Here is a 14,221-nt window from a genome sequence, read left to right as displayed (position 1 = left end):
ACTCAGCTCGATGGCGACCGCTGTGTCTCGGGGTCTTCGGCGGGCGCCGGGTCCAGCTCGCCGGCCTCGACCATCGCCTCGAGGGGGTTGTCCTCGACGTCGAGCGGCAGGTCGACGCGGCCACGGCGGCGCACCGACTCCCACGCCGCGAACGCGAGTTCCTGCGAGGCCAGCGCCCGCCGTGCGTCGAGCTCCGGGGTCCGCCCCTCGCGGTACGCCGTCACGACGCCCTCGATGGCCCGGTCGATGAACGAAGGCCCTTCCAGCCGGGCGACGAGGCGGTCGGCGATGCGCGGGAGGACGCGTTTCAGGCCGGCCCCGACGCGGCCGGCGGTCGGCCCCCAGACCGTGTCACCGTCGGTGTCGACGACCTTCCAGCGGCCGTCCGTGTGGGCGTTCCGGTAGCGCAGGTCGCCACTGGACGACCCGATCTCGATCTCGCCCTCGCTGCCGCGGATGCGGAGGAGGCAGTCGACGAACTCGTCGCCCCACCCCGTCGAGGCGAGGCCGAAGACGCCGTTCTCGTAGCGCCACTGGGCCAGCCCCTGGTTCTCGTTGTGCGCGCCGAACATCCGGTTCTCCTCGCGGTAGTCGAGGCCGGCGAGGACCCACTCCACGTCGGCGTAGTCGTTGTACCAGTTACAGAGGTCGAAGTAGTGCGACCCGGTGTCGTAGAGGGTGGTGTGGCCGAACTCGAACCGTCGTAACTCGCCGATAGCGCCGCCGTCGAGGAGCGTCTTCGCCTTCGCGAACGGCTTGCCGTAGCGGTACTGGTGGTTGACGGTCAGCTGGACGCCCTCGGCCTCGCAGACCTCGACCATCTCGCGGGCGTCGGGCAGCGTCTTCGCGAGCGGTTTCTCGCAGTGGATGGCGCCGACCTGCCCCGACCGGGCCGCCCCGAGGACGAGTTCGTGGTGGGTCCCCGGCGGCGTGCAGACGCTCACGACGTCGAGGTCGCACTCGGCGAGCATCTCGCGGTAGTCGGTGTAGACGTGCTCGTCGTCGATACCGTGCTTTTCGGCGAACGCGGCGGCGTTCTCCGGGACGATGTCGGCACAGGCGACGAGTTCGCAGTCATCGAGTCGTTCGTAGCCGCTGGCGTGGCGGTACGCCATCGCGTAGCCGGTCGTGTCCGGACGGTCCGGGTCCGGCCCGGTACCGATGAAGCCGACGCGGGTGGTGTGAGTCATCGGTGACGCTCCGGCTTCCGAGAGTATCAGTATGGGTCGGCTAACCCTCCCAAACGGTCGAATGCGGCCACCCGTGCGGGTAACCTCGTCAATAACTTTCCACCGTGACGGTGGATATCAGGGTGATGAATCGCGCTCGCCCCAGCCTCGCCACGACCGACGTGTTCGGGGCACGGACTGGGGCACCCGCCGCCAGCGTCGTCGTGGTCACCTACGAGACGCCAGCGGCGGAACTCGCGCGGACCTTCGCGGCGCTCGGCCGACAGACCGACCCCGCCTTCGAGCTGCTGGTTGTCGACAACGGCACGGGCCACGACCCCGAGCCGCTCCTGCGACGGACCGGCCTCTCGGGGACGTGGTACGGGCTGGAGCGGAACGTCGGGCCGAACCTCGCACGGGACTTCGCCGCCGAGCGTGCCGACGGTGACCTCCTCGTCTTCCTCGACGACGACGCCGTCCCGGCCGACGACTTCGTCGCCTCGCACCTCGAGGCCTACCGCGAGGGGGCGATGGCGGTCCGGGGGCGGGTCCTGCCGCTGACCCGGAGCGTCTACAACCGGCTGGCGACGAACTACGACCTCGGCGACGACGACCTCCCCTACCTGCTGGACATCGAGGGGAACACCGCCATCGACCGCGAGACGTACCTCGACGTGGGCGGGTTCGGCGACGTGCCGTGGGGTCACGAGGGGCTGGTTCTCACGGAGCGGTTGCTCGAACTGGTCGACCGCGAGGTGGTCCGGTACGACCCGCGGCCCGTCGTCTACCACGACTACGCGTGCAGCCTCGCCGAACTGGTCGACATCCGGGTCAGACACGCACGCGCCGCCCGCGAACTCGGCGACCACGAGTCGGCGCTCGACCTCTACCGGGAGTACACGCTCCCCGCGAACCCGACGCTCCAGGTCCGGCTGACCGACGTCCTCCTGTACGTGCTGGGCGAGACCATCGACCGCCTGACGGCGGCGGCGCTCCGGGTCGGAGAGGTCGCAAGCGCCCTCGTGGGCGACACGCCGCGGAGCCGTGACGCGGTGTTGATGTACCACTCCGTCGGCGAGCGCGAGCGGTACGGCAACGTCTCCGTCGAACGGTTCCGCGAGGACCTCGCGCGACTCGTCGACGCCTACGAGGTGGTCGACCTCGCGGCCCTGCTCGCGGACGAGGGCGACGGTGACCGCCCGCGTGTCGCCATCACCGTCGACGACGCGTACGCCAACTTCCACGACCACGCACTCCCGATCGTCGAGGAGTTCGGCGTCCCGGTGACGCTGTTCGTGCCCGTCGGGCTGCTCGACGGCGAGCACCCGGAGTTCGCCTCGCGGCTGGAGCGGTCGCCCGACGGCGACCCCCGGTTCAACGACCCCGACCACGGCGAGACGACGCCCGCCCCGCTGATGACGAGCGAGCAGGTCCGGGCCGCCCTGGAGACGGGCCTGGTGACGCTGGGCAACCACACGATGACGCACCCGGACCTCGCCACCGTCGCGCCCGAGGCGCTCGCGACGGAGGTCAGGGAGGCGAGACGGCGGCTCGAACGCGAGTTCGGCGTGACGGTCGACCGCTTCTGTTACCCGTACGGCCGGTACTCGGCGGCCGCGCTCGCGCTCGTCCGCGAGACCCACTCGCTGGCCGTCACCGCCGAGGACGAGCCGCTCGGCTCGAACGTCGACCCACACCGCATCCCGCGGCTCCACGCCCACGACGCGTGGTGGGAGTCGCTCTCGCTCCCCGGCTCCGAGGGCGGCGACGAGGGCACGACGATACCAGTCACGTCGCGAAGTTACAAGAGCCACGGGGGCGACGCTCCGACAGAGATGCCCACTGAGTCGACCACGTCACCGGCCCCTGATCCCGGCGAGGGACGGTGAGCGAGGCACCACACGTCGCCGTCGTCCTCGGCACCCGCCCGGAGATAATCAAGATGGCACCGGTGCTCGCCGAACTCGAGCGGCGTGCCCTCCCCGTGACGCTCGTCCACACCGGCCAGCACTACTCGGAGGAGCTCGACGCCGTCTTCTTCGACCAGCTGTCGGTCCGCGAGCCGGACCACCAGCTCGGCGTCGGGAGCGCCAGCCACGGCGAGCAGACCGCGGCCATCCTCGAGGGTGTGGAGGACGTCCTCGAGGCCGAGTCGCCGGACGTGGTGCTGGTCCACGGCGACACGAACTCCACGCTCGGGGGGGCGCTGGCGACGGCGAAACTGGCCCCCCTGCTGGGCCACGTCGAGGCCGGGCTCCGGAGCTACGATCGGTCGATGCCCGAGGAGGTCAACCGCGTCCTCACCGACCACGCCGCCGAGTTCCTGTTCGCCCCGACCGAGGACGCGGCCGCGGAACTCGCCCGCGAGGGCCTCGACGACCGGAGCCACGTCACCGGGAACACCATCGTCGACTCGGTGTACGCGTTCCGTGACCTCGCGGCCGAGCACTCGACGGTGCTCGACGAGTTCGGCCTCGAACCCGGCGCGTTCGACCTGCTGACGGCCCACCGCGCGGAGAACACCGACGACCACGAGCGGTTCGCCGGTCTCCTGCGGGGCGTCGGCGAGTGGGCCGAGCGCTCCGGGCGCCCGGTCGTCTATCCCATCCACCCGCGGGCCGAGGCCGCCCTCGACGAGGCCGGCATCGAGGTGCCCGACGGCGTCCGACTGGTCGAACCCACCGACTTCCTCGACTTCCTCCGGCTGGAGAGCGAGGCGGCGCTCGTGTTCACGGACTCGGGCGGCGTACAGGAGGAGACGTGCATCCTCGGGACCCCCTGTGTCACCCTGCGGTACAACACGGAGCGCCCGGAGACGGCGTTCGTCGGCGCGAACTGCGTCGCCGGGGTCGCCCCCGAGGAGATACTGGAGGGGGCGGAGACGATGGACGGGAAGACGGGGGACTGGGACGTGCCGTTCGGGGACGGGAAGGCGGCCGAGCGGATCGTGGACGTGCTGGTGGCGGCGTTCGAGTAGCACGAGGGATGGCGGACGGCGAGCGAGGCGAGCCGTGGGCTACGGGGCGGAGACCAGACCAGCGAGAACCGACAGTGCGCGCTCGACCGCTCAGTACGTCACGACCTCGATGCCCGCCTCGGCCCACCGCTCGGGCACGAGGATGCCGAACGGGTCGACCACGACGTCCGGGCCGAGCGCGGCCACGCGGGCCGGGTCGAGGTCGGCGTACTCGGCGTGAGGCGAGGCGAGGATGGCGGCGTCGGCACCGTCGAGCGCCGCCGTCAGCGGGACGAGGTCCAGCGAGTCGTCGGTGACGTACGGGTCCGTCAGGCGGACGGTGACGCCCTCGCCGTGGGTGACGGTGCCGCCACCGTCGGAGGCCAGCGTCATCGCCCGGCCGTGGAGTTCGATACCCTCGGGGAGCGCCACCCCGAGGAGGTCGGCGATGGCGAGGCCGGGGCTGTTGCGCGCGTCGTCGACGTTCCCCTTGTAGGCGACGCCGAGGACGGCCACCGTCTTCCCCTCCAGGGAGCCGACGGTCCCCTCCAGCAGTTCGATGACGTACTCGGGCATCGAGTCGTTGACCCGGCGGGCCGTCTCGACGAGGTGGACGCTGTCGGAGGCCTCCTTGAGGAAGTGCGGGTCGACCGGGAGGCAGTGGCCACCGACGCCGGGGCCGGGCGAGAGGATGTTCACGCGGGGGTGGTGGTTCGCGAGGCCGATGGCGGCACGAGCGTCGACGCCGTAGTCGCCGGCGATGCGGGCCATCTCGTTGGCGAACGCGATCTGCACGTCACGGGAGGCGTTCTGTGCGAGTTTGACGAACTCCGCGGTGGTGCAGTCGGGTGCCGAGAGCCGCTCGGCCTCGATGGCGGTGCCGTAGAGCGCGCGGACCGCCTCCCGGGAGCCGGCGTCGATGCCACCGACGATGCGGGCGTTCGTCCGGAGTTCGGCCACGGTGTTGCCCGGCAGGACCGTCTCGGGCGTGAACGCGAGGCCGAAGTCGGTGCCGGCGACGAGGCCGGACTCGGCCTCGAGCGTCTCGCGGAAGGTGCCCTCCGTGGTCCCCGGCGGGACGGTCGACTCGAGGACGACCACGTCACCCGCGCGGAGGACGCGGCCGACGTTGCGCGCGGCGCTGTCCACGAACCGGAGGTCGGCGTGGCCGGTCGACTCGTCGAACGGCGTGGGGACGCAGACGAGGTGGAAGTCGGCGGCGACGGGCGTGTCGCTCACCGTGAGCCGGCCCTCCTCCTCGGCGTCGAGGGCGCGGCAGACGAACTCCCGGAGTTCGGGCTCGGTGACGCGGGGACGGCGCGCCTCGAGGGCGGCTCGGACGCAGTCACTGGGGTCGTAGCCGACCACCTCGTGGCCGGCGTTGGCGAACAGCGAAGCCGTCGCGAGGCCGACGTACCCCAGCCCGTGGACACAAATCATGCTCACGACGAGGGGACAGACGGTTTTCGTTATGCATACACTGACGTGAGTATCGCACTTGCTAATCGGCGCTCCAGTGCCCGAAACTGCGGCCAAGACTCAAGCCCCGGCCCCGCCAGCACCGAGGTATGACGCTCCCCCTCGACGTCGTCGTCCAGACGCGCGAACACGACCACCCCGGCGGCGTCGCCGACCGGGCCGTGCAGGCCGAGGACCACGGCTTCGCCTACGTCTCGATGGGCGAGGCGACCGGCTGGAACGTCGCCAGCCTCCTGTCGGTCGTGGCCGAGCGCACCGACACCGTCGGCATCGCCAACGACGTGTTCTCGCCGTGGGGGCGCTCGCCCGCCCTGCTCGCACAGACCGCGCTCACGCTCCACGACCTCTCGGGCGGGCGCTACCGCCTCGGCCTCGGCCCGAGTTCGCCCGCCATCACGGAGGACTGGCACGGCTTCCCGTTCGAGCGCCCCCTGCGCCGGACGCGCGAGACCATCGACGTGATCCGACAGGTGTTCACCGGGGAGCGACTCGAGTACAACGGCGAGTTCTTCCAGTTCGACGGCGGCCTCTCGTACGACCGTCCAGTCCCGGACGACCCGCCGGGCATCGACCTCGCCACGCTCGGGCCGAAGGCGGTGGAGATGACCGGCCGGTTCGCCGACGGCTGGGTCCCGCAGCTGTTCACCGCCGACGGGCTGCGTGACCGCCTCACCGACCTCGAACGCGGCGCGGAGCTGGGTGGTCGCGACCCGAGCGAGATCCGCGTGTCGCCGCTCGTCCGGTGTTTCGCCAGCGACGACCCGGCGCGAGCGAGAGAGAGCACGCGCGCGATGGTAGCGTTCCTCGTCGGCGCGTACGGCCCGTTCTACGGGAAGAACGTGGCCGAGCAGGGGTTCGAGGAGGCCGTCGACGACATCCGGGCCGCGTGGGCGGACCGCGACACCGCAGCGATGGCGGCCGCCTGCCCGGACGAGCTGCTGGACGCCGTCGCCGCCTACGGCACGCCGGCGGACGTCCGCGAGACGGTCCGCTCGTTCCTCGACGTGGAGGGGGTAGACGCGGTGCGCGCCGGGTTCGTCTCGGGGATGGACGAGTCGGACAAGCGCAAGACGATGGCGGCCCTCGCCGACATCTGACCCGTGTGGACGTTCGTCACACCCACCCACCATCCGTGTGAACACTCGTCTCGAAAACTGAGATCATGCCTACGTCCGTAGCAGAACAGAGCCGTCCGAACCACGACGGGAAATCCTTATATTCTATGAATTGTACGGTATCGATATGGCGACACGCCAACCCGCGCCATCGGCGCATCACCAGTGCAGTTGCGGCGAGAGTTTCGACACCACGGAGGAGCTTCTCGCCCACGCGCGGGAGGTCCACGGGCTGTACGCGCACTGACGACCACGCTTCGCCCCGTCACTTTTTGCAGTTCGCGCGGTAGCGACGCGGCCGCGCTCGGGCCGAAACGATCCTCGCTCCACTGCGCTGGAGCCGCGTAGACTCCCGGTGTGCCCCGGCCGCGGACACGAGCCACGGGTAGCGCTCCGGAGAGGTGGGGAGCCGGAGAGACGGCTCCGTACCGCCTCGTATCGCGTTTTATGGGCCTCTCCCGCGCCACGCCGCGTATGGAGACGCGGAAGGTGCAGGTGACCGGTGGGTCCACGTACACGGTGTCGATACCGAAGGGGTGGGCGACGGAGCACGGCGTGAGCGGCGGCACCGTCGTGGCCCTGTTCGAGGAGGACGACACGCTCCTGGTCCGGCCACGGACCGGGGGGGACCCGAGCGAGGTGGTCCTCGACGTCCGGGGGCTGGAGGGCGAGGCGCTCGTCCGGGCGGTGACCACCCTCTACGTGGGCGGGTTCGACGTGGTGACACTCGAGGCGCCGCGCGTGACCGCCGAACGCCGGCGGACGGTGCGCCGGGCGACCCGTCGCCTCGTCGGGTTCGAGGTGGTCGAGGAGACGGGCGGGGCCATCCGCCTGCGTGACCTGCTCGACCAGTCCGAACTCTCGGTCCGGGACGCCACCGTCCGGGCACACCGGCTCTCGACGGCGATGCTCGCGGACGCCGTCGAGGCGCTCCGCGAGGGCGACCGACCGCTGGCCGAGGACGTGATAGAGCGTGACGACGACGTGGACCGCCTGCGGGCGCTGGTCGAGCGGGCGTTCCGCACCTCGCTTCGCGACCCGCAGGTGGCCGCCGAGGCCGGCCTCACCCAGACGGCGTGTTTCGACCACCATCGGTGTGTCCGCCAGTACGAGCGGGTGGCCGACCACGCCGAGAAACTGGCCCACCTGACCGAGGACGCGACGTGGGTGCCCGACGCCGTGGACGAGTCGCTGGCCGCACTCCACGAGTCGGCCGCTGGCGTCGTTGACGGGGCGACGGGGGCGTTCTTCGAGACGGACGCCGACCGGGCGGTCCGCCTCGCCAACGAGGCCCGTGCGGCCAACGACCGGACCGGCGAACTCGCGCGCGACCTCGACGCGGCGGTTCGCGACGTCGACCCCGACCTCGCGGGGCCGCTCGGCCTCGCCGTCGACTCGCTCTCCCGGGTCGCCGACTACGGGGGCAACGTCGCCGAGGTGGCGCTCCAGCGGGCGTTCCCGGCGCCCTGAGCCGACGCCGGCGGGCTAGCCTTACGACACCGCGCGTCGAAGCGGGCGTGTGACCGACGACACCGACGACGCCGATGGCGGGGACACCTGCCGCCACCTCGAGTACCGGACCGAGGCGGGCGAGCGGGCCTTCGAGACGGCGCGAGCCTACTGCACGGTGGTCGACGCGTTCGTCCAGCCGATGCGGGCAGACGTCTGCAACGCGCGCTACGGCCTCGACCCGGAACGCGACTGCGAGTGGTACGAATGAGCGCCACGGGCTACGAGTCGTACCTCGCGGGCGACCCGGTGGTCGTCACGGCGGCGCTCACCGGCGGCGTCCACGGGAAGGAGGCGAACCCCGCCATCCCCGAGTCGCCCGCGGAGATCGCCGAGCAGGCCGCCGCGTGCGAGGCGGCGGGCGCGAGCGTCCTGCACCTCCACGCGCGCCGGCCGAACGGCGAGCGATCGTTCGACACCGCCCGCTTCCAGGCGGTCAACGACGCGGTGCGCGAGGCCACCGACGACGTGATACTCCAGAACTCGACGGGCGGGACGGGCGCGCCGCTCGAGGTGCGCCGGAACTCGCTGCGGACCGACCCCGCCCCGGAGATGGCGAGTCTCGATATGGGTCCGCTCAACCGGTACGACCGCCTCACGAGCGAGAACACCCGCCACACCATCGACGAACTCGCCCGCGAGATGGACGAACGGGGCATCGTCCCAGAACTGGAGGTGTTCAACAACGGCCACCTCAACGAGACGTTCCGGCTGGTGGAGGCGGGCCTCGTGAGCGAGGCGCCGTACGTCAACCTCATCTTCGGGGGCGGAACGCTCACCCCGCCGGACCCCCGGAACCTCCTGAACCTCGTGGACCAGTTGCCCGAGGGGAGCCCGTGGAACGTCCTCGGGTTCGGGCCCCACCAGCTCCCGCTGACGACGATGGCCGTCCTGCTGGGCGGGCACGTCCGCGTGGGGCTGGAGGACAACGTCTACTACCGGTCCGGGGAGCCGGCCGAGTCGAACGCCCAGCTGGTCGAGCGGACCGTCCGCGTCGCCGAGGAGCTGGGCCGGCCGGTGGCGACGACGGCGGAGGCCCGCGAGATACTGGGGCTCTCGTAGGCCGCCTCGAGCCGCTTCACCGTCGTGGGTCGCGCCGAACGTATATCCCGTCGGGTAGCGTACAGTGCCAGTATGACCACGACACCCGGTCTCCACCACGTCACGGCCATCGGTGGCGACCCGGAGCGGAACGCGGGGTTCTACGTCGACACGCTCGGCTTGCGACTCGTCAAGCGGACCGTCAACCACGACGACACGGACACCTACCACCTCTACTACGGCGACGGCGTCGGGACGCCGGGGACGAACGTGACGTTCTTCCCGTGGACCGACACCGGCCGACGGGGCGAGTTCGGGGCGGGCCAGACCCAGTTCACGGCCTTCTCGGTCCCCGAGAGTTCCTACGACTACTGGCGCGACCGCCTCGAATCGCGGAGCGTGCGCTACTCCGAGCACGAGCGGTTCTCCCAGCCGGTCCTCCAGTTCGCCGACCCAGACGGCATCGGTCCCGAACTGGTCTTCCACGACGGGGAGCGCCCCGGCGAGCCGTGGATGGAGGGGCCGGTCCCGATGGAACACCAGATCCGTGGGTTCTACGGCGTCACGCTGGCCGTCTCCGGCGCCGCCCCGACCGCCGAGATACTGGAACTGGTCGGCTTCGACCGCGTCGACAGCGAGGGCGACCGGACCCGCTACGACACCGGCGCCGACCGCCTCGGCACCGTCGTCGACCTCGTCGAGACGTCGCTCCCGCGCGGACAGATGGGCGTCGGCACCGTCCACCACGTCGCGTTCGAGGTGGCCACGGACGAGCAGGAAGCCCTGCGTGACGAACTGCGCGAAGCGGGGCTGAACGCCACCGACCCCATCGACCGAAAGTACTTCACCGCCATCTACGCCCGCGAACCCGGCGGGGTGCTGTTCGAGTTCGCCACCCCGGAACCCGGCTTCACGGTCGACGAGGACCCCGAGTCGCTTGGCGAGCGCCTGACGCTGCCCGAGTGGCTCGAGGACGAGCGCGCGGAGATCGAGGCGGCGCTCCCCGCGTTCGAGTGGGACCCGGACCGCGAGCGCGCACCGACCGCGACCGAGGACTGACCCCGCTTCTCGGCCCCCTCACTGCCTCTACCGTCCGAACGGCCGCCAGGACAGCAGCGCCACGCTCGCGACGAACACGAGCGTCGAGAGGTCGTAGGAGAGACCGGTGGCGACGGCCGTCACCGACCCGCCGGCGACGCCCGAGACGAACGCCGCGAGGACGGGGAGCGTACAGGAGACACAGGAGGCGAGGCCGAGGAGGCCACCGAGCGCCGCGCGCGAGGCCTCGACGAGCGTCGCGTAGAGCAGGTACGCCAGCGCGGCGTACCCCACCACCCGGTAGGGGAACAGCGTCACCGTGAGCGTCGCCCCGTCGTAGGCCAGCGCCGGGCCCCACCCCGGCGGGAGCGGCATCACGTGGAACCCGGTCGCGGGGGGTCGTGCCGCGAGCGCCAGACTCCCGTCGATGACGAACAGGAGGCCGGCGTAGCCGGTCGCGGCGACGCCCGCGAGCAGTCGTCGGCGTGAGGGGCCGGTCACGGGCGCCGTGCCGAGCACCGCCAGCACCCCGACGTTCACCCAGACGAACGGGTAGAGCAGGTAACGCGGCGCGAACACCGTCGCCGTCGTCGTCCCGAGGTACCACGCGAGGAGGAGGAGTTCGAGCGCGAGGAGCACCCCGACCACCAGCACCGCGCGCCGGGGGAGCGAGAGGGGACCGACGCGGACCGGTTCGGTCGTCGTCACGCGCCGGTCACCTCCGGGCGCCCCACGGGGGCCGGTCGCTCGCCGTCACCCATCGACCGGGCCGAGTTCGCCACCACGAGCAGCGACGAGGCCGCCATCGCGACGGCGGCGAACAGGGGGTTGATGAGACCGAGCACCGCCAGCGGCACCGCGACCGCGTTGTAGACGAACGCCCACGCGAGGTTCTCACGGACCCGGCGCCGGGCCGCTCGGGTCAACTCGAACACCGAGGGGACCGTCCCGAGGTCGCCCGTCGTCACCACCACGTCGGCCGCGTCCGCGGCGAGCCGGGTGCCCGACTCCAGCGCGATACCGAGGTCCGCCGCCGCGAGCGCAGGCGCGTCGTTCGACCCGTCGCCGACCATCGCCACGGTCCCGTCGGCCCGGAGACGCTCGACCACGGCGGCCTTCCCCTCGGGCGGGACGCCCGCGAACACCTCGCTCACGTCGGGGTGCTCGCGGAAGGGGCGGGCGGCCGCCTCGCCGTCGCCGGTCAGGACCACGACGCGCCGGCCCTCGCTGGCGAGTTCCGAGACGGTCGACCCCCACCCCTCACGGGCCCGGTCGCCAGCGACGACGAGGCCGCGGGCGGTGCCGTCCCAGCCGACGAGCGAGGGGACCTGTCCCGCCTCGCTCGCGGCCGCGGCCCGCCGGGCGAGCGCGTCGGGGACCGACCAGCCCCGCTCGTCGAACAGGGAGCCGCGACCGACGACGATCCGCTCGCCGTCGACGGTCGCGCTCACGCCGCGGCCGGGGTGGGTCTCGAACTCGCTCGCCGCCCCGGCAGTCTCGGGGGCGGGCGCAGCGGCGAGGACGGCCCCGGCGACGGGGTGGTCGGCGAACTGCTCGACGGCCGCCGCGCGGGCCAGTACCGCCTCGCGGGGCGTGTCGGGAGCCACCACGTCGGTGACAGCCATCGCGCCCGTCGTGAGCGTCCCCGTCTTGTCGAGGACCACCGTGTCCGTCTCGGCCGCCCGCTCGAACACCTCGCCGTTCGTGACGACGACCCCGCGTTCGAGCGCCTCGCGGACGCCGCTGGCGACGGCGAGCGGCGTGGCGAGCCCGAGCGCACACGGACAGGAGACGACCAGCACGGCGAGCGCCGAGAGGAACGCCTCGGTCGGCCCGGCACCGAGGAGGAGGCCACCGGCGAACGTCCCCGCGGCCACCACGAGGACGAGGGGGACGAACACGGCCGCGAGGCGGTCGGCGAGGCGCTGGGCGCCCGGCCGTGAGGACTGGACCGACCAGAGCGTCGAGACGAGCCGGTCGGCCGTCGAGGTGGCCTCGGGACCGACCGCGACGACGAGCGCACCGTCGCTGACCCGTCCGCCGCCGACCACGTCGTCGCCCGGGCGCTTGCGGACCGGGAGCGACTCGCCGGTGACGAGCGACTCGTCGACGGCCGCCGGCCCCTCCACCACGGTGCCGTCGACGGGGACCCGTTCGCCGGCGCGGACGAGCACCTCGTCACCCGGTTCGAGGGCGTCGACGTCGACCGTCTCCACCCCCGAGGCGGTCCGGCGGCGCGCCTCGCGCACCCGTTCCTCGGTCAGGTCGGTGAGGTGGCCCGCCGCGCGCTCGCGCACCTTCGACTCGTAGTAGCCCCCGATGGAGACGACCAGCACGATGGCGACGGTCACGTCGTAGTAGACGTCGGCGCCCCCGGTCAGCAGGACGCCCGTCGAGTAGACGAACGCCGTCGTCGCCGCGAGCGCGACGAGCAGGTCCATGTTCGGTCGGCCGGCGCTGAGCGAGACGTACGCCCCGCGCAGGATGGGGTAGCCGGTGTAGCCGAAGACGACCCCCGCGAACACCGCGACGTTCCAGAGCAGGTACTGCCCGGAGGTGCTCCGGACGTCGAACAGCACCGAGTCGAAGCCGAGGTACGTCGGGTAGAGGAACAGCACGTACCAGCACATCACCATCATCCCGAAGAAGCCGCCGACGAGCAGGCGGCCCACCTCCTCGGTCCGGTCGGTACCGGGGCCGTCCTCCACGGAACGGGCGGTGTAGCCCGTCCCCGAGAGCAGGTCGGTGAGCGCGTCGGCCGCGAGCTCGGCCTCGTCGTAGACCACCCGCACGAGGCCGGAGGCGTAGGAGGCCTCGACCGCCCGGACCCCCTCGTGGCGGGTCGCGCGGTGCTCGACGAACGCCTCGCAGGTGGCACAGTGCATCCCGTCGACGGCGAGGAACGCCTCGTCGCCCTCGACGGACTCGGCGTCCGGGCCGCGGTCCACGTCCTCGACTGACTCGGCGTCGTCGAGGGTCCGGGCCACCTCCAGACAGCCCCGGCAGCAGAACGCCCCGTCCACGTCGGCTTCGGTGACGGGCGGGTCCGGCGTGGGGAGGCCACAGAGCGAACACCCCTCGTCCGGGTCGGTCGCCGGGTCGGCGGTGGCGGGCGTCGCGGTCATAGCGGCTGGTAGACCGGGATGCCGAACATCGGCGCGGGGATCCCGAGGTGGTTCAGTCCCATCGAGAGCGGGACGTACGCGAGGACGAGGAACAGGGCGCCGAGGACGCGGTGGAGCGACTGGCGGGTCCCCGCGTCGAGCGACTGGAACACCGTCCCGTAGGCCAGCAGGGTGGGCACGGTGCCGAGCCCGAGCACGGCGAGCGAGAGGCCACCGCGGAGCGGCGACCCCACCGCCAGCGCGTAGAGGAACGCGGGGTAGAGGATGGGACACGGGAGCAGGCCGTGGACGGCGCCCAGCGCGAGGATACGGGGGCCACGGACCCAGCGGTCGACCCGCTCGGTCAGGGCACCGGTCACGCGACCGAACACGCTGCCGACGGGGAGGTGGCCGGCGGCGGTGCCGCCCCGGACGTAGGCGACGCCGGCGACGGCGATAGCGACGCCGGTGAGGACGCCCGCGACGCCGCGGACGGGACGGGCGACGGCCGCGAGGGCGGCCGCGTCGTAGACCACCATCCCGACGGCCCCGAGCAGGGCGCCGATGGTGGCGTACGAGAGGGTGCGCCCGAGGTTGAACAGCAGGTGCTGGCGGAGTTCGCGGAACGTCATCCCCCGGTCGGCGGTCCGGGTGGCGGTCGGGTGGCCCCCGTCGGTCGCCGCCCCACCCATCCGGTCGGCGTAGAGCGTCACCAGTGGCCCACACATCCCGAGACAGTGGGCACCGCCGAGGACGCCGATGGCGAGGAAGACGATGAGTCCGGGATCACTCGCGATGCCGGTGACCATC

General features: G+C 72.1%; 12 protein-coding genes. 7 read left to right on the top strand and 5 right to left on the bottom strand.

Annotated features, from left to right (window positions below):
• Positions 1-2: 2 nt before the first annotated feature.
• Positions 3-1,190, bottom strand: coding sequence for a Gfo/Idh/MocA family protein (locus N0B31_RS19275; protein WP_260593238.1), 1,188 nt, complete (start codon positions 1,188-1,190; stop codon positions 3-5).
• Positions 1,191-1,315: 125 nt separating this feature from the next.
• Here N0B31_RS19275 and N0B31_RS19270 point away from each other — a divergent pair, with 125 nt between their 5' ends.
• Both N0B31_RS19270 and wecB read left to right on the top strand, forming a co-directional pair.
• Positions 1,316-3,058 (top strand): polysaccharide deacetylase family protein, encoded by a 1,743-nt coding sequence (locus N0B31_RS19270; RefSeq protein WP_260593237.1) that lies wholly within the window; start codon positions 1,316-1,318, stop codon positions 3,056-3,058.
• Positions 3,055-4,146: a non-hydrolyzing UDP-N-acetylglucosamine 2-epimerase gene (wecB, locus tag N0B31_RS19265; protein ID WP_260593236.1), complete on the top strand. Its 1,092-nt coding sequence runs from the start codon at positions 3,055-3,057 to the stop codon at positions 4,144-4,146. The genes N0B31_RS19270 and wecB overlap by 4 nt, the downstream gene beginning before the upstream one ends.
• 90 nt (positions 4,147-4,236) lie before the next feature.
• Here wecB and N0B31_RS19260 read toward each other — a convergent pair whose 3' ends face one another.
• Positions 4,237-5,565: a nucleotide sugar dehydrogenase gene (locus N0B31_RS19260; RefSeq protein ID WP_368389258.1), complete on the bottom strand. Its 1,329-nt coding sequence runs from the start codon at positions 5,563-5,565 to the stop codon at positions 4,237-4,239.
• 128 nt (positions 5,566-5,693) lie between these two features.
• On the opposite strand from N0B31_RS19260, the gene N0B31_RS19255 reads away from it, so the two are divergent.
• The 5 genes from N0B31_RS19255 to N0B31_RS19235 all read left to right on the top strand — a co-directional run bounded on the left by N0B31_RS19255 (position 5,694) and on the right by N0B31_RS19235 (position 10,328).
• Positions 5,694-6,701, top strand: coding sequence for a TIGR04024 family LLM class F420-dependent oxidoreductase (locus N0B31_RS19255; RefSeq protein WP_260593234.1), 1,008 nt, complete (start codon positions 5,694-5,696; stop codon positions 6,699-6,701).
• A gap of 492 nt (positions 6,702-7,193) precedes the next feature.
• On the top strand, positions 7,194-8,189 hold the full coding sequence (locus N0B31_RS19250) for a phosphate uptake regulator PhoU (protein WP_260593233.1): 996 nt from the start codon (positions 7,194-7,196) through the stop codon (positions 8,187-8,189).
• A 49-nt stretch (positions 8,190-8,238) separates the two neighbouring features.
• A complete protein-coding gene (locus tag N0B31_RS19245; protein WP_260593232.1) occupies positions 8,239-8,439 on the top strand; it encodes a hypothetical protein in 201 nt (66 codons plus the stop codon).
• Positions 8,436-9,290, top strand: a complete 855-nt coding sequence (locus tag N0B31_RS19240; RefSeq protein ID WP_260593231.1) for a beta-keto acid cleavage family enzyme — start codon at positions 8,436-8,438, stop codon at positions 9,288-9,290. Before N0B31_RS19245 ends, N0B31_RS19240 begins: the two co-directional genes overlap by 4 nt.
• A 72-nt stretch (positions 9,291-9,362) precedes the next feature.
• Complete coding sequence (locus N0B31_RS19235) at positions 9,363-10,328, top strand: ring-cleaving dioxygenase (RefSeq protein ID WP_260593230.1); 966 nt, start codon at positions 9,363-9,365, stop codon at positions 10,326-10,328.
• 27 nt (positions 10,329-10,355) lie between these two features.
• On the opposite strand, the gene N0B31_RS19230 is transcribed toward N0B31_RS19235, so the two are convergent.
• From N0B31_RS19230 to N0B31_RS19220, 3 genes are read right to left on the bottom strand one after another with little or no spacing between them, the layout of a single operon-like run.
• A complete protein-coding gene (locus tag N0B31_RS19230; RefSeq protein WP_260593229.1) occupies positions 10,356-11,015 on the bottom strand; it encodes a DUF7546 family protein in 660 nt (219 codons plus the stop codon).
• A complete protein-coding gene (locus N0B31_RS19225; protein WP_260593228.1) occupies positions 11,012-13,432 on the bottom strand; it encodes a heavy metal translocating P-type ATPase in 2,421 nt (806 codons plus the stop codon). Before N0B31_RS19225 ends, N0B31_RS19230 begins: the two co-directional genes overlap by 4 nt.
• Entirely contained in the window at positions 13,429-14,220 is a 792-nt protein-coding gene (locus tag N0B31_RS19220; RefSeq protein ID WP_260593227.1) for a sulfite exporter TauE/SafE family protein, read from the bottom strand. Before N0B31_RS19220 ends, N0B31_RS19225 begins: the two co-directional genes overlap by 4 nt.
• Between the last annotated feature and the right edge of the window lies 1 nt (position 14,221).

This window comes from Salinirubellus salinus (assembly GCF_025231485.1).
Taxonomy (GTDB): Archaea; Halobacteriota; Halobacteria; order Halobacteriales; family Haloarculaceae; genus Salinirubellus; species Salinirubellus salinus.
This window is presented reverse-complemented; position numbering and strand designations above follow the sequence as displayed.